General features: G+C 55.4%; 14 protein-coding genes. 4 read left to right on the forward strand and 10 right to left on the reverse strand.

What is annotated here, in order from left to right:
- Window positions 1–393: 393 nt before the first annotated feature.
- The 3 genes from KIH39_RS18925 (at window position 394) to KIH39_RS18935 (ending at window position 6,614) form a co-directional block, all read left to right on the forward strand.
- Window positions 394–5,052, forward strand: coding sequence for a VWA domain-containing protein (locus tag KIH39_RS18925; protein ID WP_213494792.1), 4,659 nt, complete (start codon window positions 394–396; stop codon window positions 5,050–5,052).
- Between the two features lie 163 nt (window positions 5,053–5,215).
- Window positions 5,216–5,905, forward strand: a complete 690-nt coding sequence (locus KIH39_RS18930) for a dioxygenase family protein (protein WP_213494793.1) — start codon at window positions 5,216–5,218, stop codon at window positions 5,903–5,905.
- Between the two features lie 82 nt (window positions 5,906–5,987).
- The gene (locus KIH39_RS18935; protein WP_213494794.1) at window positions 5,988–6,614 is read left to right on the forward strand and encodes an EF-hand domain-containing protein; all 627 of its coding nucleotides are present in this window, start codon (window positions 5,988–5,990) and stop codon (window positions 6,612–6,614) included.
- Between the two features lie 10 nt (window positions 6,615–6,624).
- On the opposite strand, the gene KIH39_RS18940 is transcribed toward KIH39_RS18935, so the two are convergent.
- The 6 genes from KIH39_RS18940 to KIH39_RS18965 form a co-directional block, all read right to left on the reverse strand.
- Complete coding sequence (locus tag KIH39_RS18940) at window positions 6,625–6,981, reverse strand: YkgJ family cysteine cluster protein (RefSeq protein ID WP_213494795.1); 357 nt, start codon at window positions 6,979–6,981, stop codon at window positions 6,625–6,627.
- A gap of 15 nt (window positions 6,982–6,996) precedes the next feature.
- On the reverse strand, window positions 6,997–7,743 hold the full coding sequence (locus tag KIH39_RS18945; RefSeq protein ID WP_213494796.1) for a TylF/MycF/NovP-related O-methyltransferase: 747 nt from the start codon (window positions 7,741–7,743) through the stop codon (window positions 6,997–6,999).
- Window positions 7,744–7,819: 76 nt separating this feature from the next.
- Complete coding sequence (locus KIH39_RS18950) at window positions 7,820–9,100, reverse strand: glycosyltransferase family 4 protein (RefSeq protein WP_213494797.1); 1,281 nt, start codon at window positions 9,098–9,100, stop codon at window positions 7,820–7,822.
- 114 nt (window positions 9,101–9,214) lie between these two features.
- Window positions 9,215–13,369 (reverse strand): FG-GAP-like repeat-containing protein, encoded by a 4,155-nt coding sequence (locus KIH39_RS18955; protein ID WP_213494798.1) that lies wholly within the window; start codon window positions 13,367–13,369, stop codon window positions 9,215–9,217.
- A 383-nt stretch (window positions 13,370–13,752) separates the two neighbouring features.
- Complete coding sequence (locus tag KIH39_RS18960) at window positions 13,753–16,038, reverse strand: glycoside hydrolase family 44 protein (protein ID WP_213494799.1); 2,286 nt, start codon at window positions 16,036–16,038, stop codon at window positions 13,753–13,755.
- Window positions 16,039–16,455: 417 nt separating this feature from the next.
- Window positions 16,456–17,754 carry a TIGR03790 family protein gene (locus tag KIH39_RS18965; protein WP_213494800.1) on the reverse strand — a complete coding sequence of 433 codons (1,299 nt, stop codon included), beginning with the start codon at window positions 17,752–17,754 and terminating at the stop codon, window positions 16,456–16,458.
- A gap of 327 nt (window positions 17,755–18,081) precedes the next feature.
- Here KIH39_RS18965 and KIH39_RS18970 point away from each other — a divergent pair, with 327 nt between their 5' ends.
- Window positions 18,082–18,585 carry a DUF7010 family protein gene (locus KIH39_RS18970; RefSeq protein WP_213494801.1) on the forward strand — a complete coding sequence of 168 codons (504 nt, stop codon included), beginning with the start codon at window positions 18,082–18,084 and terminating at the stop codon, window positions 18,583–18,585.
- A gap of 278 nt (window positions 18,586–18,863) precedes the next feature.
- On the opposite strand, the gene KIH39_RS18975 is transcribed toward KIH39_RS18970, so the two are convergent.
- The 4 genes from KIH39_RS18975 to KIH39_RS18990 form a co-directional block, all read right to left on the reverse strand.
- Complete coding sequence (locus tag KIH39_RS18975; protein WP_213494802.1) at window positions 18,864–19,904, reverse strand: DUF6398 domain-containing protein; 1,041 nt, start codon at window positions 19,902–19,904, stop codon at window positions 18,864–18,866.
- A 276-nt stretch (window positions 19,905–20,180) separates the two neighbouring features.
- A complete protein-coding gene (locus KIH39_RS18980) occupies window positions 20,181–21,656 on the reverse strand; it encodes an ATP-binding protein (protein ID WP_213494803.1) in 1,476 nt (491 codons plus the stop codon).
- A 217-nt stretch (window positions 21,657–21,873) separates the two neighbouring features.
- Window positions 21,874–23,061: an NADH-quinone oxidoreductase subunit D gene (locus tag KIH39_RS18985; RefSeq protein ID WP_213494804.1), complete on the reverse strand. Its 1,188-nt coding sequence runs from the start codon at window positions 23,059–23,061 to the stop codon at window positions 21,874–21,876.
- 42 nt (window positions 23,062–23,103) lie between these two features.
- Window positions 23,104–24,513, reverse strand: coding sequence for an ATP-binding cassette domain-containing protein (locus tag KIH39_RS18990; RefSeq protein ID WP_213494805.1), 1,410 nt, complete (start codon window positions 24,511–24,513; stop codon window positions 23,104–23,106).
- Window positions 24,514–24,595: the final 82 nt, after the last annotated feature.

Below are 24,595 nucleotides of genomic sequence, written 5' to 3' on the forward strand. Positions count from 1 at the left end.
GAATTCGCAGCAACCCCACGCAATAGAGTACTGTTTTTGTAGGATTAACCGGCTTCCCCAAACCCGAAATTTCATTTCATTTCCAAATGAGCGCCAACGATGGGGAAATGAGTCGGGTTGCTTAATTGTCGATTAGGAAGTTGTTACAATGACAGTTGGAATTTGTTAGGGTCGTATCTAATCTGCGGCCTTCCCGAAAATCGGTGTCGTGCCGGATGGATCGGGAATGCGGATGGAAGCCATGGAAGTGACTTCCCCGCTCGCTGAAAGTGAAAAATGCGGTGGCAGCTTGGGGCAACCACCGTTTATAGTTGTTTAAGTTTTTTAAGCCATCGGACAGTCCCGACCGGGCATTTCGTCCCGCAACGGACCCTTTCTAGGAGAGTCTGAACGATGACTATGGTCAGCAGGCTCAAGAAGACAGCGGCTCTACTCGCTGCAGCCGCCGGTATTACAAGTGCATACTTCTATGCGTGGGGCGACGTCGAGGGAACGCGCAACCCAAGTGTTGTGGAAAAGCCGCGTACTCTGGTACGTCTGGCCGAGGATCTGGGAAGCGGCCGCTTCAGCCAGACTCCGCTACTGAGCTATGATGTTCAGGGCGAAAAATATTTCGCGCTGCAAATCAAGCCGCAGCTCACCGCTGCACCGGCTCGTCCGCGTGACATTCTGGTGATGATCGATACGACGGCCAGTCAGGCCGGCTTCCCGCTGCAGATCAGCCGACGGCTGACGGAAGCCATGATCAATGACATGGCCCCGAATGATCGCATTGCGATCATGACGGTCAATACCCCCCGAGCCAGCTACGACCTCACTTCCGGTTTTCAGGATGCCAAGGCAATCAGCGTCCAGAACGCCCTGAAGAAACTCGATGAGGAATACGCCGCGGGCGCCAGCGATCTGGGCAATGCTCTGAAGCAGGGCATGAAGGAATTCGACAACAAGTCGACCCGTCAGCAGGTCATCCTCTTCCTGGGCGATTGCGAAAGTGCTTACAATCCGATTTCGGAAAAAGAGCGGATCGCTCTGACCGACCGCATGGTGGCCGCGAATATCGGCTTCTATGCAGTGCCGCTGGGTGCCCCCAACCCCAAGAACCTCCACGGTCTAGTGACGGGAACGGGCGGCGCGGTAGTTCGCTTCGTGCACGAAGACGCCAAGCAGAATAAGAGCGACCTGAAGCCGGTGGTCAAGAAGATCAACGATCTTCTATCCGTTCCGGTGCTGATGCCGAGCGAAATGAAGTTCGCACAGGCTCCGGCCGAAGTCTTCCCGGCCAAATTGCCGCCGTTGCGAGCCGACAGCCCGACGCTGCTGATTGGCCGTTACGAAGGCAAGAAACCCTCCACCATCGAACTGACGATCTCGGGCAAGATCGCCGGACAGCCGACGGAAGTCGCCGTCAAAGAAGCGATGGTTCCTTCCGCTTCCGATAACTTCTTCCTGCCGAACCTGGTGACGCAGTGGAAGAAGTCTGATTCCCCTAACGCTCCAGCTTTGCTGCGGTCCGACCGTACGCTGGCTCTCGCTTACGAACAAACCCGGCTCGCGCTGGACGAAATGCTGACTCAGGCCAATTGGGCTCTGGGAGCCAATCAGGTCGAAGTGGCTCGACATCTGTTCGTGGCCGCTCAGGACCTCAAACAGGATGAAATCGAAGCCAAGGCCGGTCTGCAATTGGTCGACAAGCTCAAATCGGGCAAGTTGAGCATTCAGCAGTTCAAGGATGCTCTGGCGGCCGGGGCCCGAACGGGTGTGGCCGTCGAGAAAGGCGCGGACGGCAAGACTCATCTGGCTCAGGTGGCTCTCGAAGAAGTTTCTAAACTGCAGGATGCCAAACCGGAAGAGCCCAAGGCGACGACCGGGGTGATTCCACAGAAGAACAACGACGACCTCCTGAAGATGGAGCAGTCCCGCCGGAACGTTCTGACTCAGCAGATTCAGACAGTGGTCGACGAAACGCTCAGCCGCGGTCGACGCCTGCTGGCCGAAGGCGATCCGGTTTCTGCCGAAGCCTTGCTGAAGCAGCAGCGCGATGCGATTCGCAGCAACCCGGATATTGCCGACACGACCCGCCAGAAGATGCTCACTTCGATCGAATCCTTGATTCGCGAAGTGAACACTCGCGGAGCGGAAATCGTTCGCCGTCGACAGGATGAATCCGAAGCGATTGCTCGAGCCCGCATCCGCCTCGAGAACGAAGACAAACGACAGGCCGAAGAACTGCGTAACCGCGATCGCATTGCGGCTTTCGCCACACTGATGCGACAGGCCCGTTTCGAGGAACAATACCGCGAAGCGGAAGCCAAGCGACAGGAAGACCTGGCTAGCGCCCGGCCGATCCTGCCGGAAACCACAGCCAACTACATGATTGGTCAGACGGCCACCAACCTTCGCGAATTCCGCGAACTGGTTCGCATCCGCGAAGACCGCTACCTGCTGACCATGATGCAGGTCGAAAAGAGCCACGTTCCCTATCCGGATGAACCGCCGGTTCACTTCCCGCCTTCGAAAGTCTGGCGCGAAATGCTGGTTCAACGCAAGCGATTCGCTTCTGAAGCACTTTCGGGCGACCTGCCGGAACGGGCCCGGGCTCGCATGAGCTTCCTGCAATCGGCTCTCGACACGCCAATTCCGCTGGACAACCAGTACGAAGGCCCGCTGGCCGACTTCCTGGAGATCCTCGAAACCCTGGCCAGCCCTCCGGACTCGGCCAAGAACCCGCTGAAGAAGGTTAAGATTCTCGTCGACGAGAAGGAACTGGGTCGGGCGACGGGTGGCGAACAGTTCGACTCCACGATGAAAACGATCAAGGTTCCCAAACTGTCGGGCGCCTCGCTGGGTACGGTTCTGCGAATCGTGACCTCGCAGTTGAATGCTTCGTACTGGGTTCGCCGCGATTACATCGAAATTACCAGTATCGATGCCGCTATTCGGGAGAAAGTGGTAACCGCCTTCTCCGTGGCCGACCTGGTCGTGCCTATTCCGAGTGCAATTAGCCAGCAGGCCTTGCAGCAGGGTCTGCAAGTTCTAGGGGCAACCTTCTCTCTGGGTGGCGGCGGTTCTCCGATCGCCGGGGCTTTCGGCCAACCGCAGTTCGCCGTATTCGGCGGCGGTGTCGGGGCTGGTGGCTTCGGAGCGGGTGGACAAGCGGGCGGAGCCGGCGGAGCCTTCCAAGGGCTTCAAAACACCTTCCAGGGTCAATCCAACGTAAACTTGGGAGCCCAGGGTGGTCTGCTCGGGTTCGGCGGTGGCCAGTTAGGTCAGTTCGGTAACCTCGGGGGCCAATTCGGCTTCCAGGGGGGTACCCAGCATCAGATTCTCATCGAGCTCATCAAGAACGTTGTGGCTCGCGGCGAATGGTTGACCGTTCAAAGTGCATTGATCACGGGTAACACCAACGTCAATGACCCCAATGCTCAAGGCGAAGAAACCGCGATTATTCCGGCTTCGGAATTGAACTCGATGGGTTTCTATCCGCCCGCACTGGCCCTGGTGGTTCGCGGTACCAGCCGCGTTCACGCCAGCCCGAGTGCCCGTTTGACCCGTGGGGGTGCAGGCGGCATGGCTATGGCGGACGGCAATGGCAAGAACAACGTCGCCAAGGCGGAAGACAACGTTATTGGCGATCTGGCCAACAACCTGGTCGAAGGCAAGAACAAGGAAGGCAAGGCTCTCCGTGGCATGGCCATGTCGGTCAGCAAGGATCTGAAGGAAGACAAGCTGGATCTGGATCCCAAGAAGATCTGGAAGGAAGCTTTGGCTAAGGCCGACGTCCGACGCTCCGGTGTGATCGTCGATACCGCCGGTACTCTGGGCGTCATGAACAAGTTCAACCACGTGGTCGAACTGTTGAAAGAAAGCCTGCGTCGCGGCATCACCGTGGAACCCTGGGCTCACGAAGCTCTGGCCCAGGCGATGGAAGCTTCCCAGGCTTCGGATATCGATCTCGAACGGGCCCTGACCTCCGCGATCGACCTCGATCCGAAGAATGCTCAGGCTTACATCAAGGCTTCCAAAGCAATTGCCAAAACCAATCCGGAACAGGCTATCAAGCTTTGCGTGGTGGCAGCTAAACTCGAACCGGAACTGGCCGATCCCTACATGAACGCCATGGCGTTCGCCGGGGATACCAAGGGTAAGATGAACATCGACCAGCTGAGCTGGGCGGCCAACAACGTGCTGAATCGCGACTGGGCTTCGGATACCGCCGAATACCACAGCGAAGCCCGAGCCAAGTTGAACGATATGATCGCTCAACTGACGACTCAGGGACGGCACGAAGAAGCCAAGAAGATCCAGATCATGATGGATGGCGACAAACGTCGCGATCTGGTGATTCAACTGATCTGGACCAACGGTGGCGAACGCGAAACCGCCGGTCTGGATCTGAAGGTGAACGAACCGGCCGGTAGCGTCTGCAGCGTTCTGAACAGCCAGACCGCTTCGGGTGGCGTACTGATCAGCGACTTCTACAAGAAGAACGACGGCGGCCATGTGGAAACTTACACGGCTTCCGAAGCCTTCAGTGGCGAGTACTCGATCTCCGTCGATAAAGTCTGGGGCCGTCCTCTGGGTAACAAAGCCACCATCAAGGTGACCCGCAACCAGGGTATGCCGAACGAAAAGATCGAAATGCACACGATCGACCTGTCCAAGCCGGAAGTGGTCAAGCTCTCGGTTCAGGATGGTCGCCGTACCAAGGTCGCTTCGGTACCTCCGCCGAACTTCAACGCCGTGAAATCGAGCAAGCCAAGTCGTGAAGATCTGGCCGTCAAGAAGCTCGAAGCGATTGTCGAACCGGTCAATGCCATGGAAGGGGGAATTACCTCCACCGCCAAACCCACCGCCGCCACGAAGGTGAAACCGGCTGTGGATATCTCCTGGACTGGCCGAGTGGATTCGCTGATCAACGATGGCGTGGAAATGGTCGCCAAGGTCGTGATTGGATCTAATGGGGAACAGAAGATGGTTCTCACCCCGCTGTTCAATTCCAACAATAAGACCATGCCGACCGTGAAGATCGACATGATCCCCGGTAACGACTAATACCGCGCAGCGGCACAATAACAAAAATCTTCGAAAGGGAATCGGTTCGCCGATTCCCTTTTTGTTTTGATACTTAAGAAGAAATTGATGGCAGCGTATGGGGGCATTCCGGTACTTTTAAGTCAGGTAACTCGCAGTACGAATTTTTCCACTGAGGTTTCAAATGTTGCATCCCGAATTCCAAAGATCGGATCGCCGGGCGTTTCTGGGAGCTCTCAGCGCCAGCCTGTTCCTCACTCCAGGACTTTTCGCCGAGCAACTGCTTATCACGCCCCGGATGACCGAGGGGCCATTCTACCCCGACAAATTACCCCTCGATACCGACAACGACCTGATTATCGTCAATAACTCGTTGACCCCGGCGGTCGGCGAGATCACTCATCTGACCGGCCGGGTGCTGGACCTGTCGGGAAGTCCGATCAAGGATGCGACCGTCGAAATCTGGCAGTGCGATGCCAACGAAGTCTATCTGCACTCCTCCGATAGCGGTCCTAAAGCCAAACAGCGCGACAAAAATTTTCAGGGATTCGGCCGCTTCAGCACCAGTTCCAAGGGTGAATATCGGTTCCGAACCATCAAACCCGTTCCCTATCCGGGCCGGCCGGCACCGCACATTCACTTCAAGGTGAAAAAGGGCAACCGCGAATTGATCACGACTCAATTGATGGTTCGCGGACATGCGGGCAACGCTCGCGATGGCATCTTCAGCGATTTGCGGGATCCGATCGATCGCGAATTGGTTCTGGGCGATTTCAAACGAGTCCCGGAATCGAAAGTGGGCGAATGGGCGGTGAAATTCGATATCATCGTCGGCCGCACACCCGACGAAAATTCGTCCGACCGCAAACGATAACATCTCGGGGAGTCATCGACTTCCCTTTTCAATTTCCAGGAACAATCGATCGTTCGCGAAGCGAACCCAGAGGACTACGGCCATGCGGAAACTGTTCGGTTTATTGATCGCCAGCGCTTTGCTGGTAACGGCTTCGCTCAGCGAGGCGCAACCACCCGGCGGCGGTAAAGGCGGGAAGGGAGGCGGAGGGTCCGCCGATCCCGATGCGGCCGTCGAACGGATGTTCAAACTCTTCGATGCCAACAAAGACGGCAAACTGACCAAAGAAGAGATTACCGATGAACGGCTGCTGCCGTTGTTCGAGCGGGCGGACAGCAAGAAACAAGGTTACATCACCAAGGAAGAGCTCAAAGCCTTATTCGTCAAAGAAGCCAGCGAGTACGGCAGCAAGGGCGGCGGCGGCAAGGGTGGCAAAGGGGGTTTTGGCGGCGGCTTTGGTGGTGGGCCCGGTGGACCGGGCGGCCCGGGTGGGCCAGGGGGTCGCGGCGGGCCGCCTCAACCGGGACAAGTACTACCGAATTTCCTTCAGGACATGCTCCATCTGAATGACACTCAGAAAAAGCAGCTCGATGAGTTGCAAAAGGAAGTCGACACCAAGCTGGAAAAAATTCTGACCGCCGATCAGAAGGAACAGCTCAAGCAGATGCGTGATCGGGGACCCGGCGGGCCGGGAGGTCCCGGCGGGCCGGGCGGGCCACCCCCCGGCTAAAGGAAAATTTCTAAGCGCGATCGGAGCGGAAATTTGAAGAAGGTCCCCTCTCAGAAGGTTTCAACAAGGGCAGTTGCATTTTCTGGCGGGCTTCCGGACACTGGGTGCCCACCGGCTGGAATCTTCGGCAGACGTCCGGGCGAGTCGAGTAGATCTCACATCGATTGTCGGCCTGCAGGAAGCTGCAGGTTTCGAGAAAAGGCAAAGGATAAATTTGATATCGCTGTTCGGGACTGGCCAACCAGGCCTCCCGGCAGCGGGCTTCCGATGCGATTCTGGGTTCTCGAACCGCATCGGCTACAGAAGCGTAAATCGGAAAGACCCGGCAGCCGGCGCCACACAGGTCGCATTCGTAGTCCGCGGCCATCGAAGCAAATCACAACTATTCCTTCGGTTTACGAATGAAGTAAGCTTCGCCGCTTCCTTCAGGTCCGAAAGTTTCCAATTTCAATTCCGGATGCTCGTTCAGGAACTCATCCACCGCTTTTCGACAGCCCTGATAAGCCGAGTAATCGTCTATCTGAATAACCCCACCCGGCATGAGGAAATGCCACCAGCGCGAAAGCGTCAGCTCCGTGGGTTCGAAGAAATCGCAATCGATATGCAGTAAGGCCACGCGATTGATATCGGCTTTGGGGAAGGTTTCGTTGAACCAGCCGTGATGAATGGTCACCCGCTTGGGATCGATTTTCAATTGCGTGAAAATCTGATTCACTCGCTTCGGGCTACCGACGACCTGCCCTTCCCATTTGCGAGCATCCATGCCATCTTCCGGCGCCGATTTCGGTAAGCCTTCCCAGGCATCGAACAAGTGAATGGGCCGGTTGTCCGCCGCGCTGGCCCAGGCCATGAGTGCGGATGTTCCTCCATCGAGGACGCCGCATTCGATGATCGCGCCTTCGATCTTGTTTTCTGAAAGCTCCTGGCAGAGCTTGACGAGATGCTGCTGCCGGGTCAAGCTGGCCTGGGTGAATGGAAAAACCATGTTGTAAGGAAAGTCGAGCTTCAGGTGTCGAAGCTGGCGCCGCTTGCGAAAGCCCCGGAGGATCGGTTGCATGCGTTTCGGAATCAACTTGCGGATGCCGGAAAACGATTGCTTGGGGGCGGTTTCGTACAACGACGGGTCCATGGTGTAAAGTCCTGAGAGCGATTGCCGCACGGGAAAGCAATCATGTTAGCGTCAGTTAAAGTGAAACGCAATACCTTCATCGAGAAAGAACCGCCAGGGTATCGCGCGCCATTTTCTCGGCCGTGAAGTGTTCGAACACAGCCTTTTTGCCGCTTTCCGCCAACTGATTTCGCAAAGTCGCATCGCTCAGAATCCTGTGCAAAGCTTTAGCCAGACCGGCCGGATCGTTCGGCGGAACGAGCAGACCGCCGCGAGTGGCCGCGATAAGTTCTGGAAAGGAACCATGTTCGGGCTGAACGACCGGAACACCGTTGGCGAGCGCTTCGAGGATGTAAATCCCTTTCGGCTCGCGATAAGTCGTGGGAACGGACAGAACGTCGATACTGCACATGAAATCGAGCTTGCTGCGGTGCGTGGGAGATTCCAGATATTCCACTTCGGCCGTTAAGCCGGCGGCTTCAATTTTTTTCATCTGCGCTGCGAAATAGTCTTTCTGATTGCCGCCCAGCCAGCCGGAAATTTTTAGTTTGCTCGGGGGAGCCGAAGGAGTTTTTCGCAACTCGATGAAGGCATCCACCAGAATGTGCAGCCCCTTTTCGGGGCAGATGCGGGCGAAGTAGCCAATCGTATAGGGGGGCTCCTGGCGAAACTCGCGCGGCCGGCCATGACCGGTAAGCTTCAGCCCCGGGTAGACGACTTTCAGGTTCGAAGCATGCAGCTTCAGATATTCGTTCATGAAATCGGCGTAGTACTGGCTGGTGGCGATCAGGCCGGTCAGCGATGCGCAGTTTTTCTGAATCTGAGCCAGACAGCGCTCCCGATAATCGGTCGGGAGCGATTCCAGAAAAATGTCGTCCCCCTGCAGGATCGCCCAGACGGGCACTTTCAAGCGCCGGCGAATCTCCGGGACCATTCCCGAAAGCAGTACGTTGGTGAGTAATACGACTTCCGGCTTAATCTGGTGTTCCAGATAGTTCAGAAACTTCGAGAGCTCTTTACGCTGCTTGCCGGCCGATCCTTCCAGCATGGATAGGGTGAGATCGCCCAGATCGCTCGCCTGCGTTTTAACGGCGAAGCGTCCCGCCAGCTTCAGCAGCGGGCGAAAATTCAGGGCCTTGTCGAACCAGTGCGGCGTATGCCGGAAGAGTGCGAACTTCTGCTGGAGGTAGACGTTGATGCCGCCGAATTGAATCGGTCCGGCCGAAACGTCGGCCTCGTCGGTAGTAATGGGAGTATATGTGGGAATCAGGACGGCATCGTGATTCAGGCGAATCAGTTCGGTCGCCAGAGTATTATCTTTCATGCAGGAACCGCAGAACATTCCTGCCGCACCGGCCGTGATGAAAGCGAGCTTCATACTTTACATATTAGTCATTCGTATCCGTGCGGGCCGAGGATAAAAAAGAACCGAGTTGAGAAACCCCGGATCAAGGAGTTCTCAACTCGGTTGTTGTCTGACCCGGCTTCTGGATTACGAGTTGCTGGAAGCCGCGATGAAGACGCCCCCGCCGAACGTCATGTTCGCCAGAGTGAGGTCGCTGATCGAAGCTAGCGGGTTAATGCTGTAGAAGGAGACCTGCGGCTTGCTGCCGAAGCCGCGGGAGAGCATCAATTCGCGGTTACCGCCACCTGCCGGGGAGACATCGACCACCGCCACATTCACCGGGGCATTGCTGACCTGGGGTTGGTAGGTGTTCGGGCTGAAGGTCGGGTTGTAGTAGAAGCTGGCCATTACCGTCAGCGAGTTCGCATCGTAGACGATGACGTGCGGACCGGCCCCGGCAAGCGGGGTCACAATGATGTCGTTGGAGCCGTCGTTGGCAACATCGCCCGCGGCCACGTTAATGCCGCCCATGAAGCCCGGAGCAAACGCGTAGAACGTGCGGACCAGAGAATTCGATTGGCCATCGAAGACGTTCACTAATGGACCGATAGCTCCCGGTCCGGCTCCGGTAATGATGTCATCGTAACCATTACCGCTGATATCCGCGGCTGCCAGCGATACTCCGCCCTGGAAACTCGGGGAGTATGCATAGAAGCTGCGAATCAGAGCGTTGGAAGCTCCATCGAATACTTCGACGTGCGGACCAGCACCCGGTCCATCGACCGCCACGATGATATCCGCTCGGCCATCCCCGTTGATATCCCCAGCGGCCAGGCTGATGCCACTGGTGAAGCTCGGGCTGAAAGCGTAGAAGCTGCGCGTCACCTGATGGGTCTGGCCATCGTACACGACAACGTGCGGAGGTCCGCCGGCTCCCGGTACGACCACCACATCCTGAATGCCATCGCCGTTGATGTCACCCACGGCGACTTTCAGTGGGCCGTTGAAACCAGGGAATGGAGTGAAGGAGAATCGCAGGCTACCCGTTCGGGCGTCGTAGACGTTCACCGAGGAAGAAACACCCGGCCCGTAAGGGGTAGTGGTGACATAGATGCTGTCTTGATAACTCGTCCCACCCACGGTTTCAATGTTCTGATAACCGACGCTACCGCCATCCAGGCTCTGGTAGATTCGGCTTTGGCCGAGTGGCCCCAGATTCGGATTTTGGATGTTGGTAACGGTGGTTCGCGTTCCAGTCGTGTTCACGTTAAGCGTATCGCCCACACCCGTGGAAGGCAGATTGCCATCGACGAAGATATTTGTCGAGAGGGAAGGCGTGGCGTTGAAGACGTCGCCACTACCGACAGGTTGGTTGCCGCCTTCGACGAACAGGTTCGTGAGATTCGCCAGCGAAATGCTGCGCAGGTTTCCGAGCGTCTTGTTGTTCATCGAAACGCCGGTGGCCGAGATGTTGAAGGTCGTACTCCCGTTGGCGGCGGTGGTTTCGTTGAACTGGGTCTTGGCCTGACCGGTCGAAGTGATCCCGACCACGGTTAGCGTGTCCTTCTTGCCGGAATTATTCGCATCCCCGTTGAAGGAGAGGCCCGAATTGATGTTGGTGAAGGATACGCTCGAATTGACGGTGCCGTTGGTGATCCGACCGCTCGAGCCATCGATGGGAGCGTAGACGTATCCACCGAGAAGGTTGTTGGCATTTCCGTAGCCGACACTCGAGGTATCGGAAATCGCTAAGGCATTTTGTCCCCCGGCTCCGTTAATGTTGACGCTTTGCAGATTACCGTAGGAGACACTTTCGTAGCCGCCGTTACGGATCTGGCCGGCGGTGCCGCCGCTGGTAATGCCGAGCGTCAAGTTATCGTTGCCGGCCGATCCGGTCAAATTCAGCTTGTTCGTTCCAGTGGTCTTGGAGTCATTGATGTTGATGGTATCCGCGCCACCGGAGAGCTGAATGTTGAAGGTGTCGTTACCGCTGTTGCCGAGGAGGTTGGCCGTGCCGACCCAGTTGGAGACATTGAAGGTCGTCGCACTGTTGCCGCCGGTCAGATTGGCGACCGTCACACCGGAGAGAGTGATCGGGGCGTTGGTTCCCGCCAGCAATTTCCCACTCTGAAGTGTAAAGGTACCGGTACCCACGGTGTCGATCGTGTTGGTTCCGCGACCGCCAATGTAGTTGACATTGAAAGTAGTGTTCACCGGGCCATTGCTGGTATTCACTGTGAGAGACGAATTGCCGATTCCGCTGACGAAGTTGATCTGCTTGAGGAACTGATCTCGCAGAACGTTACCGAGGATCTGCCCGTTGAGGATGATCTGAACGTTATTCACGAAGCGGGGATCGGTAGAGACGCTGATTTGGAAGTTATCCGGAGCGGTGCCATTCCGGCCACCCACCACGTTCAGCACGCCGCCGTCGAGAGCGAGGATCGCACTGGCGCCGTTCACGAGTCCATATCCGGCGTATTCATTGAAATTAGCCGCATTGACGCCGCTAGGATTGTTGAAGAGCCCATCGTAGTAGGTCGGGCTGGGATTATTCAGCGGTTGAGCCGTGCTTTCCATCAAGTTCACAAGCTGGGTATTCGACAGCTTGGGATTGTACTGGAGTATCTGCAAGGCAATCGCGGCTGCGTTAGGCGCGGCGGCCGAGGTCCCGTGGAAGGGTCGGAAACCGGAAAGCGATGTGGTGATGCCCGACTCGGCCATTAAATCGATGCCGTGTTGCTGAACCGGTGTGGTCAGTCGATTACCGCTGTCATCGAAGCTTCTCCAACCACCACCATAAGAGGAGTAGTCGACCTTGGTATAAACGTTGGGATTATTTTCCTCCGTTGCACCGATGGCGAGGACATCATTGGAAATTACGTGGTCGCCCGTGGTCGTGGCTATTCCACTGTTGGGTGCCGGGTTCGTATAGTCGTTAACGCCGGGCAAGCCGCCGAGAATCACCAAATTATCCGCAAGGTCAACGTACCGGAATTTACCGATGTCGTATCCACTCGCCATGTAGATGCCGATGAACCCAAAAACAGGGGTTTGGCCACTGTTGGTGTAAGTGATCATCTGTGTCGGCGAGTTCAATGCAACGTTATTGGCTGTACCTGAGGCCAAAGTTGCAGTCACGGTATTGTTGAAGAGATAGAAATTAACATTTCGAGTGACTGCGGCCCCATAAGTCGGATCATCGAACTGAAATTCGATGTTGACGCTCGAGAGAGCCGGAATTTCGACTTCCTGAAGAATGTTATCCTGTTCGATGCCGCCCACAGTGGTCTTATCGAACACATGCCAGGTACCGGTCAGGTTAGCGTAAGTGGGACTGGGGGCCGTATCCAGAGATCCGCGAAAATCGGATTGCCAGCCGCTATCGCCGTAGTTACCCGCTGCACTAAAGTAGGTAACGTTCTTGGTCGTGTAAGCATTTTGAATGGCTTGGGCGACTAGAGGATCCTGGAACCAGGGTTCATCCGAAGTCGAGACATCATCGACGATCACATTACAGCCATAGGCAGCGAGAGAATTTACTGCGTCGGCGAATTCCAAATCACTCGAACCCACTGCGTGAAAAACGATTTGAGCATCCGGGGCGATATCGTGAACTTCCTCGGCCATCGCCCGGCCTTCGTCGGTCGATCCTGCCGGGCCGTCTTGGAGTACCACAACGTTATTCGGGAGGTCGCCCGTCGCGACCGAGTCGGCGATACCATTGCCGACCTGATTGATACTGTCGGAAATGATCCCGATGGTTAGGCCTTTACCGGTCAGCCCGAATGTGTTCTGGAGAATATCGCCCTTGAGAACCTGATCAGCGGAGTTTGGCCAAGCTCCGACGGACTTGAGGATGGGACGGTAGTTAATCTGAATGGCGGGCGAGCCCGCTAAGGAGGCGGCTTTGGCGACCGATTTCATCGGAAGCATGCCGACAATTTCACCTGCAGAGGCACTGGAGGTAACCGTCGTAAAGCCCAGCGCGCTCAAGCTGGACATCATGGAGGCGAGTGCGGAGGACGAAGTCGATGGGATTTTTACCGTGACCTTCACATCGCCACTGGAATCAAAGAGGAATTGACTGCTTTGTGCAGAGGTGGGAGTGAAAGTCGTGGCACCACTGGCGACGTAGGCGTCGTAAATGGTTTCCAGAGCCGGAGAGATATTCGGATACTGACTCAGCACGATCCGATCTTCCAGAGTCTCGAGTCGTACCGTTGCATGCTTCTGCATCGATGGGTTCGGCTTCCGGTTGACTGAATCGGGTCGAATCCAACTGCGCAATGTGTTGAACATATTCCTGTGCTCCGGCGCGAAGTCGCGCATCGCCTATGTACTGCCTGATGCCGCGTACGGCATAATGCCATGAAGTATTCATCCGTTCCGACGGGGCCAATCTGGAGGAAAGCCCGCCAAAATCGTCCCGTGTGATGATAGACGCCTCAGCCAAACCGGAACAACCCGGCCAACCGGTAAATTAAACGCGTAACTCGGGACCAAACCGGGTTGCCATGGTCGATTGACCCTGAATTTGAATGAAGCGATATTTTCACATAATCCAGACGAAACAGATATGGAAATAGTTTTCAAATTGTAAAAATGAAATAAGCCTCATCGAGAGGAGACCATTACGTAAGCTTAAGTCAGGATTTTTTGGGAAAAACTTCGTCGAGCTTCATCTAGCGAACAACAAACATGCTCGCTGAACCCGGGGGAAGCACAACTTCGGTCTGCCCGTTATTGACCCGGGTGATCCCCGGCACCTCATAAACTTTTCCGTAACTGGCCGAATCGAATCTCCACAACTTCCCCTGCCCTTCCAGGCCTGGCAGTTCGAGTTTAAGACGGCAGCTCCCGGCCAGCGATTTATTCAGCAAAATTACAGTCACGGCATTATCGCTCTGCCGACGGGCAGCAAAAACGGCACATTTGGGATGATCGCATTCCATTGGCAGGTAGCGATCCCCGAATTTGCCGCCCTGGCCGTCGTAATTGCGGAATAGTTCCCACGCGGCCCATTGCGTGCCTTCAGGCTGCTGCCAGAAAAAGGCCAGATCGAGTTTCTGCTGGGCAAAGATTCCGAAAATTTCTGTCTGAGCCAGTCCGCCGGTGATGTTTTCCGCGCCGCCGAAGTTGTACTCTCCCAGGCAGAGATCCATTCCGGGACAGTATTTCTCGATGAGTTGCTTCATCCGAGGAATGAGAGCGACGGGCCGACGATCCCCGGAATTCCGGACCCAGGATTCCTGTGTGTAGCTGGAATCCCACAGATCGCGTGTGGTTCTCAACCGTAATTCATTCAGTTCCGAACCTTTACCGGTGAACGGCGACTTGCCATTGATCTCCGCCTGAGGGTACCAATGGACATCCAGGACATCGATTAGATTTCGTCCGTGGGCACGCTTATACTCGGCGCATTTCTTCAAAAACCATTCGGCTAATGGCAGTTCTCCGTGGGCCCGATGATCGGGCTTGCTGTGGTAGGAATCGTAGCCCTGATCCTGAGCGGAGTAGAAAAGATCGACCCATCCCCAACTGCAGAAACCGGCAATCCTGGCTTGGGGATCGACCTGCCGGATGGCTTCGGCATATTGAACAGTCTTGGTCCAGAGTTCATCGTAACTGGCCGGGTTGGGGTGTACATCGCGATGCGTTTTGTGCCAGAGCATCGGTTCGTTATCCAGCACCCAGTAGCGTACCGGCTGTTTGAGTCCCTGCTGGGAGAGCTGATTGGCCCGATCGACGCAGATTTTCACTCCGGAGGCCACATCTTCGGGCGAGAAAGCAACGGAAGTTTCTTTGGGATCATTACCGGTGATCGGCGAGCCATCTTTGCGAAGGCCATTACCGACATCAGGCGAATTCGGTTCGTGGGATTTCTGCTCGCCATACTTGGAAACGGGGAATCCGTAACTGGAGTTATCCTTGGCGACCCAGCCGAGCATGGGGACGCAAACGTAGCTGGAGGCCCCCAGAGAGTAGTTCTCTTCGAGGTGTTTCCAGTAGGCATTATCTTCGGGAGCGGCCGGGTTGCCGCGATTTTTGTAAAACCAGTCGTCGGCACCGCTGTCGGCATTGATGCGCCAGTTGTACCGGGAGGTGGTATTTCCGCCAAAACGGCTGAGCGGGAGGCCGTAGGCCTGCCGTTTTTCCTTGGGCATATCGGCAACGCCGTAGATCGTATCGCGAATCGGCCAGCCGGTGCGATCGCTCCCCCATTTCGCCCGCGCGGGATAGGTATTTACGGGCATGGCTGCCATCGACTCCGACGGGTTCGTTCGGGATATATTCGAAGCAACTTCGGGACGCGTGCCAGTGTTGTTAGGCTGGGCTTTAGCGGGCTTCGATTCCTGGGGTTCTTTCGTAAAAGCGATTTCGTCGATCTGGAATAGCTGTTCGGCTTTATCGTCATTGGAGAAAACGATTTCCCAGAGTCGATTCAGTTTTAGAGTTCGATTGGTGGCAAATCGCTCGAGGGGGATGCGCACTTGCTGCCATTCCGAAGTCAGTTCTTTGATGTAACCGCCGGAAACGATGGGAATTACCGCTCCCGATTTGGTGTCTTTACCCTGGTTGTTGTCGACTAAACGCACGCCGAGATCGGCCGTGGGGTTTTGATTGATTAGCAGTCGAACTTTAAAGCTGAGCGATTGAAACCGGCTGCAATCGTCGCAGGCATCCGTGGGGTACCAATTCTTCCAGTTCAGGCCGAAGGAGCGAAACTGCGGAGAGGTCATGCGAACCAGAAGACCGCATTCCGTTGGGGAATCCGAGCGGGGAACGATCACGACTCCCCCTTTGGTTCCTAACTCATGCCACGTCTTGCCCTGAGGCTTGCTGCTGGACCAGACGACCAGTTTGTCATCGTTGGATTCTGCCTGGGTGCGCGCGTGGTAGTAGGAGGATCCAAAAATCAGCAGGAGCGAGACTCCGGCCAGTGCCAGAAGGTTTTTGATAATTTGCATAAATTTTCACGTTGGCAACGAATCCGGCGAGTCGATGGATTGTTACGCCTGTGCTGAACGATTAGGTTATCCTTCAGCTCCGGGCAAATATCTCAATGAAAATTAGATAAATAAAGGTAAAGCCTCAAGTTTTTTGTAGTAGCTGAATTGCGCCGGGCGAAATTTATTTGCCAGACAATAATTTTCGAGGGCAATTTGATGGGTAGACCAAGGGCGGGAGGCCGAGTCGCTCAAGTGAAAATTGGAGCGATGGACGGACGCAGACAGAGACACCGGCTCAATACAGTTTGTCTTCGATGGTATAAATGATGAATGGTTGGATGACTTCAATCTCTGAAGGCGCCTTTTATTCCAGTTTACTCATCCAGTAATGTCGCACTCGTAAAGTCACATTTCGCATTGAAGCTAGATAGCCCATCACTCATCGGACGATATATACCGGCCCCATTTGGGACTTGGCTTCACATCCGCTTCCTTCAATTTCGGACTCTTCTTGTAAGGGTTGTAAAGAGGGTCGCCGATCAGAACCATCATCCAACTCGTAAACAGCGAAGTTCGCGCGTACGCTTCTACGAGCGTGTATTTCCCGGTGGCCAGGAAGCCGAAGAATTCTTCCGGCTTGGGAAACGCCGCGGAGTAAGGCTCAGCCACCGGTCCCAAAGTAACTGTCGCTCCCTTGAGCAGTAAATTCCGACACCAGCCGTTGTTTTCTTTGTGCAGCGACAGGCACTCGTAGCTGGCCAAGTGCCAGGCGATGGCTCCCGGTACGAATTCGCAACAATCGACGAAGTTTGCCACCGAATACCAGCCGCAGTACAGCGCGCAATCCTTACACGATTTGACCGGGAACAGTTTCTCGGTGTTCTCCAGCGTGACATCCATTTTGCCGACCTCTTTGAGTAGTGCGGCCATCTCGCGCATCGATTCGTCGTAGCCTTCCAGACCCCAACCGGAATCCCCCTTGGGAATTTTGGTCAGGCCGCGCGCGTCGACATAGACCTTTCCTTCCAGCCCCTTGGCTTCCGCATTCACGGCATCGGTGATCAGTCTCCTGGCGATCGCCGGCGTCGGACCATCAATCCTGCTGGTCATTATAACCGTCGGCGACTTGCCCTTAATGTCCTTGGGCCGTTGCCAATGGAGGGGATTGAACAGGAATCGCTGGAGGTTATATTTCTCCCACCAGAGCAGGGTTAATTCGCTGTCGACGCTGGCTTCGGCTTCGTGATAGATCAGGCCGTTGATTTTACCCTGGAGATCGTTCGCTTCTTTTTCCAGCGGATCGACCTTCTCTTTCGGCAGCTTGTCCTTTCGGGCTTTATCCAGTTCGGCCCGCTTTGACTCGAGATCCCGTCGGAACTTCACGAGTTGTTGTTCCTGTTCAGCGGTCAGGGGAGCCAGGACGCGTAACGGCATGCCGTAGATAGACAGGAGGCATTTGGCCTGGGTTTCCTTGCCTTTCAGGGCCGTTCGAACGGGGGTGACGATTTTCGTGTCGTAGTCCTTGCGGCTTATCTCATCCTCGGTGGTCACATCCAGAACGATGATATTTTCTTTGGGCACCTTACGCATTTCGCAGTAGTAGTCGGCGATTTTCTGGCTTTCGGGCTCGGCCTTGTTCACCAGGAGAAAAACTTCTCGCGGCTCCAGAGCGAGGAGGGCCGGGCAGACGCCGGTGAAGAACAAGCAAAGGCTGAGCCATCGAAAAAATACCATATGCAGAAGCCTCAAGGGAGCGAAGGACAGAAGAGGAGTGTGAGAAACGGAAACACTGAATTTGTTGGATTCCGACGAGCAGTTTTTGGATTAGCTTTACCAAAACGGCCTAGCTGAATCGAATCCTTAAACTTGAGCACATTCTTAGCGAGAAATTAGGCTTAAGGCAACGAAGAGTGAAGCCAATAAGGATCCTGGACAGTCCCCTGGTGAGACTTGCCAGATTCTAAAACCCAGGATGCAGAAACTTGGAAAGACTTCAAATGCGGTTTGAGGGCGAATTTTATACTCTAACGATGAGCGATCATTTCGTGTTGAGGAAATCGGATGGGTAGCATTGGTGCGTACATCTTTGCATTTTTCGGAGCGATCTTTGCCGTCCTGACGTCTCGAGAGGCCTTGCAATGGGATGGAATAATCCTGGCGTGGCCGTTGTTGGTGGCAGCGATTATCGCCTTTTTTGCCTGGCGGGCGGCCCAAGGCACCACGCCTTACGAAATGAGCCCATCGGCTAAAAAAGTTTGGTCTTGGAGCTCGGCTGGAGAAGGGATCAGTATCTTTCTGGGGATTAATATTGCTGCAAATCTGGGACACCCGGAATTACGACTGCCGGTGATTGCTCTGGTGGTAGGCCTGCATTTTTTACCGATGGGTTGGTTGTTCCCGTTTCGACCCTTCCTCATTTTGGGCTTACTGTTGAGTGGAATTGCTTTGGTCGGTTTGTTTCTACCGGAGCCTACGGGTATTCTAGTCGCGGGCTTTGGAGCCGCGCTGGGACTCTGGACCGCCGCGATTCTGGCGATCGTTCGTCAGGCGAAGCGGGTGGGGTAAGTGGATTCAATCATCCCTTTACTGATCACTCAGATCGAAATCATTTTGAATTTATTCGACAGTAATCATTTCGTGTGCAAATCGACGATCGGTCCGCCCTGTTCTATGAACGCGAGTTTTCGCAACAGTCCAGTTTCTTTGCCGCCGCGCTACTCCTCGGCCTCCTCTTCCTTCACAGGCTTCGGACGTTCGGGGATGTAAGGGATCAATCCTTTTCTCCACGCCTCTTCCTGATTTTCTCTCGTCAAGAACCGCGCATCTATCAGGAAGCCATGCATCTAAAACACCCAAACCGTCGGCTTCTGGTCCAACCGGTTAGGAAGCGACCATTCCGGGTCTATGGGGCTGATCTTGAACATCTTGCGGATCAACATCGACTTTCCTTGTCCGGTGCTTTCGCCAACGCCAAACGCCTTGTCGATGGCAGTCAGTTTCATGTGGGGCTTTTGGCTGCGATCATCCAAGTAATTCACCCAGCCAATCGTCCGCACAATGCCACAAGCCCAGGTGTTTGGTTTGCCGCTGAGCAGCGGTGACGGACGCTTGCGGCTAAGCTTCTCGGCCAGTTTGCGGCAGAGTTGGGCGTATTCTTCGTTAAGATGCTCTTTGCAAAACTGGTCGATCAATCCGAGAACGAGGCTTAGGGCTACCTCCTTTTTCTCTTTCGACGGCGGCTTCGGGGCGGGCTTGGGTTTCGGCGTTGGAAGTGTAGCCGACATCGGCAGGGACGTGACTATGCCGTGCCGGGCTTTGGCCTCTTTAAAACTCTCATTCACAGAGCGGCGAATACCGGGGCCGAAAGAGACGTTGTAGCTGTTCAGCAAACCGTCATAGACGATCTTACCCTTAAAGGGGAGTAGGACCGTCTTTGTCAGCACCGGCCAATAGGGCCCGATCAACTCCTCGAACGGTTGAGACAACGCCAGGACACCGAAGGCGATTTCGGGGGAAGTTGTGGAGATGAACACCGTGTACTTCTTGAGCTCACGGAAGACGTAGAACGTGTCGTTAACGAGATGCCGCCAGGACCGAACAATGTCGAGTTCCTCGCTCGACAGGTTAGATGGATTCTCATCGGCAAATAATTCGATCAGATCGAGGTTGGCGTTCAGAGAGTTCCGGACCTTGAGCCGAAGGTCCGGAGAAAGGATGGAGAATTCTTCCGGTGAGTCGAAATCGATAGGAATCACCTGAAGTCGCTTGTTCACGAAAAACAGCAACGCCCAGTGCAACTTGAAGAACAGTCGAACTTCGTCGGGAGTTAGTAGCATATACGGGTTGCCTTCGCCGAGGGCTGGGCGGTGGAGAGTATCGAGCATACCCGTTTCGAGGTCCGGCCCGATCTGACGGACATTGCTTTCAGCGAAGGCGGACCGAGGGCGTGGTTCGTGTTCGTGGTGGTGAGGCGGAAGGGGTGATAAAGAGGTCTGCGTCCGTCCCCTTCTGGAAAATGCCACCACGCATCACATGGCCGTCACATAAAGAATCGCCAGAGGCAACCCCGAAACCCTGGAAAAATCAGGGGTTCCGCACTCTCGCCCCGGCGTTTTCGCTGATTTCCAGCCCGGCGATCACATGACCGTCACATGAACCGGCTAGGCCCAAAAGGGAAGGTACTGCATAAATCGCTTGCTCGTGTTCGGATCGTATGCCTTGACCAAATTCGCATTGATCGTGTCTCGGATGATCCGAGACACGATGGCATAGTTCTGCGGCTCAACTCCCAGCCGTTCCCGAAGTGTTGTATTCGTCATCCGACTACCCGACACGAGGCAAAGACAGGCGTGCTGGTAGCAGGCCCGAATCCGCTCTTTCGAGTCCATGTCGTTCAGCCTGCGAGGAGCGTACAGCGTGGCTTTTGTGAACCCCGGCTGGGAAGTGGTGATCGCCGTGAAGTCGGGAGCCGGAAGTTGGAATGCTTCGATTGCGGCAACAACTTTGTCGATGCCCGTCCCAGCCTCCTCGCAAATCTTCATTCGCCGCATCACCGCCGCCAACGTCTCGTTGCGGGACTTCGGCGGCGTGTCGATAAAGCGTAGCGTGTCCACCAGCGGCTCGCCAGGGTTGGTGATTTCCATCCGACTGTCGAAAATTTCGACCATTGGCCCCGCCCCGGTCACGGAGAACTCCTGGTGGATCAGGCCGTTTGCCACCAACTCTCGAATGGCCTTTTCCGGGTAGACTCGCACTTCTTCACGGAAGGCTTGGCCGATGGGTTCGTTCTGCGGCAACTGAGAGTTGATGAACGCCACTGCCGCCTCGAATGCAACGGCGTAACCCATCTGCGTTGGTGCGTCCCGCCATTCTCGCTCCATATCCGTCCGGCCATCGCCCCGATACTTGATGATCCGCAGAGCTTTCCGCCCCAGCCGCTCGAATTTGTTGAGGTCGGTAGCGAAAAGGATCGCTCCCAGGTTCGTGATGTCGAACCGACCGCCCGGTTTCGGCACGATCAACCTTTCGTCCACCAGCTTCCCAAGAATGCCCTGCTGGTCGGTCGGGAGCGGGATTTGTAGCAGCTTAAAGCAGCGGTCGAAGTCGAGCAGCGTCAGCACGTCAGGCCCATCCACATCGAGCTTGGCGATGCCTGTCTCGAATGGCTTGCGGGCGAAGATCGCCCATAGCTCTCGCTCCTTCTCGGTGTACTCCCTCAATTTCTTGGTCAGGCTGCCGATGCGAACAAATTCCTCGCTGCCGAATCGCACCGGAGCTTGGCTGGCTCGTGGAATCTGGAACAGCACCATCGGTACGCCCTGGTGCGACCACTCGTGTATCTGAAAGTTGACCTGCGGATGCTGCGACCGCATCAGCCAGTTTTCTAGTTCCTCGTTGCCCTTTTTACTCTGTCGGGGTCGAAAGGTCGTGCCAACCACCTTCTTCGAGCCGTTCTCCACTCCCCATACCATGTAGCCGAAGTCCCGTCCGTGGAGCGCCGCCGAGTTCGCCAGGGCGGAAATCCGTTCGGCGATCATTTCGGGATGGTCGTTGTTGTGCTTCCATTCCACCCACTCCGTCTCGGCGGGCAGCGAGAGAAGTTCGACCAGCAATGCGGAGAGTTGTGTCGGATTCATTTTGCGGCCTCCGTTGCTTTACTTTGGCGGGCCGGTCGCCAACAAAAAACTGACCAGCCTTCGATGCCAGAAGGGTGGTCAGTTGATGCTACGATGTCGAGTTGGCGATGCACCTTAAATGCACCGCATTCCATGAAATGCACCCTATTTTGGGCAATTTCGAGGAATTTTCTATTTCCACAAGTGATTGAAAAAAAATGACTTATGGAAATTCGTGTCACCGATCTATCTCCCCCATCACGATATCGGTGCTGCCGACAATGGCCGGGATGTCGGCCAGCAGAGATCCCCTGCATAACTCGCCGACCACGCTCAGATTGCACAGACTGGAAGAACGAGCCCGGACCCGCAGCGGTACGTTTTCTTTGTTCGGCCGGCCGACCACGTAGAAGCCCATCTGGCCTCGGGGGCATTCGGTTTCGAAATAACATTCCCCCGGAGTCAGTTGTCGCGGCGGTTCGATACGATGGCTGCCAGTGGCCGACGGATACTTTTCAATCGCCTGTTCGACAATCTTGATACTCTCGATCACTTCCCGCATTCGTACGTAGAAGCGGTGCCAGCAATCGCCGATCACGGCCTCCTCGGGGGCTTCCTCGAATGGGGGAAGTATCGCATCGAACTGATAATTTTCATAGCCGGAGTAGGGTTCGATCTTGCGGAGATCCCACGCCGTATCACCATTGTGCCGGTTCAGAGACCCGCGCAGCATCGGCCCGGTACAGGCATAGCTGAGCGCCATTTCTTTCGACATGACACCAATACCGGCGGTGCGCTTCACGAAGATATGATTGTTGGTCAGCATCGCATGATATTCGGGAATGCGCGGCTTGAAGTATTTCAAGAAGTTGGTGACTCGCTGCAGGAAATCCTCGGGCAAGTCATCGTGCACACCGCCGATCGTGATATAGCTGTAGGTCAGGCGGGCTCCGCAGACCCCTTCGAAGAGATCCAGAATGTGCTCCCGCTCCCGAAACGCGTACAAAAACGGGCTGAACGAACCCAGATCCAGGCCGTAGGCTCCCATACCCACGAGATGGCTGGCAATGCGATTCAACTCGCAGATCAGGACTCGAATGACCTGGGCCTTTTCGGGAATTTTCATGCCGCAGAGTTTTTCGACGGTCAGCGCATAGCCCAGATTCATATTCATCCCGGCCAGGTAATCCATGCGGTCGGTATAAGGGATGAATTGAATGGGCGTCACATTTTCGCCGACCTTCTCAGCACAGCGATGCAGATAACCCAGGTGGGGCGTGACTTCGGAAACGATTTCGCCGTCTGTCTTTAACACCAGCCGCAACACGCCGTGGGTGCTGGGATGCTGGGGCCCCATATTCAGGAGCATTTCATCCGTTCGGACATCGAACTCGATGATGGTGGGATCGGTTTGCTCTGGCGGCATGGAGAGTTCCTCGAAATCGATGCCCTTTATCTTATCCGAACTTCACGCAGTTACAGCGATGCGGCCATTTTCCAGTCGGAGATGATGCCTCATATTTCCCGGAATATCGGAAAGCACGTGACTGACGAAAATAATCGTCTGATCGGCGCGAACATGATTCTCCAGCCAGTCCTTGAGCAGTTCGACCCGCCGGGTATCCAATCCCTGAAAGGGCTCATCGAGGATCATGAGTTCCGGTTCTTTCACCAGAGCGCGCACCAGCAGAATCATGCGTTGCTCGCCCGTCGACATCTGCCGGAAGGGCCTTTTCTTGAGTTCATTCAGTTCGAAGTGCGCGAAGAGTTTATCGAGTCGTTTCTGCTGCTCCGGCGTCAACTCGCGATGAACCAGGACGTCGTGGAAACCGGAACCCGCAGCATCGTAGCCGTCGAGCGGTTCGTTGAAGTAGAGGTGAAGCTCCGGGGATACGAAGCCGATGCGTTTTTTGATTTCCCAGATCGTCTCGCCGCTGCCGCGCTGCGAGCCAAAGAGACGAATGTTATTTCCGTAGGCCTGCGGATGATCGCCACAAAGAAGGCTCAGGAGAGTCGTTTTGCCCGAACCGTTGGGGCCGGAAAGAACCCAGTGTTCGCCGCGCCGGACCACCCAGGAAATGTTTTGCAAAATCGGTTTGCCGCCGTAGGTGACCCGAACGTTTTCACATTCGATGATCGGTTCGCCGGCTATCTCGGCGCTTGTTTCATGAGTTGCGATTTTCGAAACGGTCGTTGAGATTGGTCCGAGTCGCCGTACATTGGTCACCCAATCGGGAATCTGGTCCGGTTTGGTGGTTACAACAAGGCGCTGACCCCGAGCCACCAGCGACTTCAGGAGCTGATCGAGTTCGGCGCGGGTTTGCACATCCAGACCGATGAAGGGTTCATCCAGCAGCAAAATTTCTGGCTTTCGGAGCAAGGCCCGGGCGAGGCGTGCCCTCCGCGTTTGGCCGTTGGAAAGTTTTACCAGGGTGAGAGGGAGCAAATTCTTGATGTGAAGTTCGTCGCAGACTGGTTCAAAATGAGCTTCCTCGAACGGGCTGCCGTTACGAAGATACTCCTCGAGAGTCGGTATATCGTCGGCATCGGCGAAATCGTAGCGCTGCTGGTAGTAATGCTTGCCGTAGCTGAACAGGCGGGATTCCTCTTTGAAGGAGACACGCTCCATAATCTCGGAAGGCCAGGCGACCGGGCGACCGGCCCGGCGGAGCACTTCCAGGATTGGCCAGTGAATCTGGCCCTCCGTTTGCCGGAGTTGGCCTAACAGGAGGTCCAGGAAAGTGGTTTTGCCGCTGCCAACGTCACCGGTAATGGCCCAGGTTTCCCCATCCTGCCAAACCCAACTCAGGTCCTGAATTGCCACTTCATTGCCCATGCGAACGAAGCGTCCATTTTCAATTTCGATCAGCTTAGCCATGTGAAAATTTTACCCATTTTATGCCGTCAACCAACTCAGAAAAAAGCTCATGATCGCCCCCTCTGCGGAACGATTTAGAGAC

This window comes from Telmatocola sphagniphila (genome assembly GCF_018398935.1).
Classification (GTDB): Bacteria; Planctomycetota; Planctomycetia; order Gemmatales; family Gemmataceae; genus Telmatocola; species Telmatocola sphagniphila.

Excerpts from the sequence above, each read along its gene's own strand:
- KIH39_RS18925 (WP_213494792.1), top strand. The coding sequence starts at position 394 with ATGACTATGGTCAGCAGGCTCAAGAAGACAGCGGCTCTACTCGCTGCA.
- KIH39_RS18930 (WP_213494793.1), top strand. The coding sequence starts at position 5,216 with ATGTTGCATCCCGAATTCCAAAGATCGGATCGCCGGGCGTTTCTGGGA.
- KIH39_RS18935 (WP_213494794.1), top strand. The coding sequence starts at position 5,988 with ATGCGGAAACTGTTCGGTTTATTGATCGCCAGCGCTTTGCTGGTAACG.
- KIH39_RS18940 (WP_213494795.1), bottom strand. The coding sequence starts at position 6,981 with ATGGCCGCGGACTACGAATGCGACCTGTGTGGCGCCGGCTGCCGGGTC.
- KIH39_RS18945 (WP_213494796.1), bottom strand. The coding sequence starts at position 7,743 with ATGGACCCGTCGTTGTACGAAACCGCCCCCAAGCAATCGTTTTCCGGC.
- KIH39_RS18950 (WP_213494797.1), bottom strand. The coding sequence starts at position 9,100 with ATGAAGCTCGCTTTCATCACGGCCGGTGCGGCAGGAATGTTCTGCGGT.
- KIH39_RS18955 (WP_213494798.1), bottom strand. The coding sequence starts at position 13,369 with ATGTTCAACACATTGCGCAGTTGGATTCGACCCGATTCAGTCAACCGG.
- KIH39_RS18960 (WP_213494799.1), bottom strand. The coding sequence starts at position 16,038 with ATGCAAATTATCAAAAACCTTCTGGCACTGGCCGGAGTCTCGCTCCTG.
- KIH39_RS18965 (WP_213494800.1), bottom strand. The coding sequence starts at position 17,754 with ATGGTATTTTTTCGATGGCTCAGCCTTTGCTTGTTCTTCACCGGCGTC.
- KIH39_RS18970 (WP_213494801.1), top strand. The coding sequence starts at position 18,082 with ATGGGTAGCATTGGTGCGTACATCTTTGCATTTTTCGGAGCGATCTTT.
- KIH39_RS18975 (WP_213494802.1), bottom strand. The coding sequence starts at position 19,904 with ATGCTCGATACTCTCCACCGCCCAGCCCTCGGCGAAGGCAACCCGTAT.
- KIH39_RS18980 (WP_213494803.1), bottom strand. The coding sequence starts at position 21,656 with ATGAATCCGACACAACTCTCCGCATTGCTGGTCGAACTTCTCTCGCTG.
- KIH39_RS18985 (WP_213494804.1), bottom strand. The coding sequence starts at position 23,061 with ATGCCGCCAGAGCAAACCGATCCCACCATCATCGAGTTCGATGTCCGA.
- KIH39_RS18990 (WP_213494805.1), bottom strand. The coding sequence starts at position 24,513 with ATGGCTAAGCTGATCGAAATTGAAAATGGACGCTTCGTTCGCATGGGC.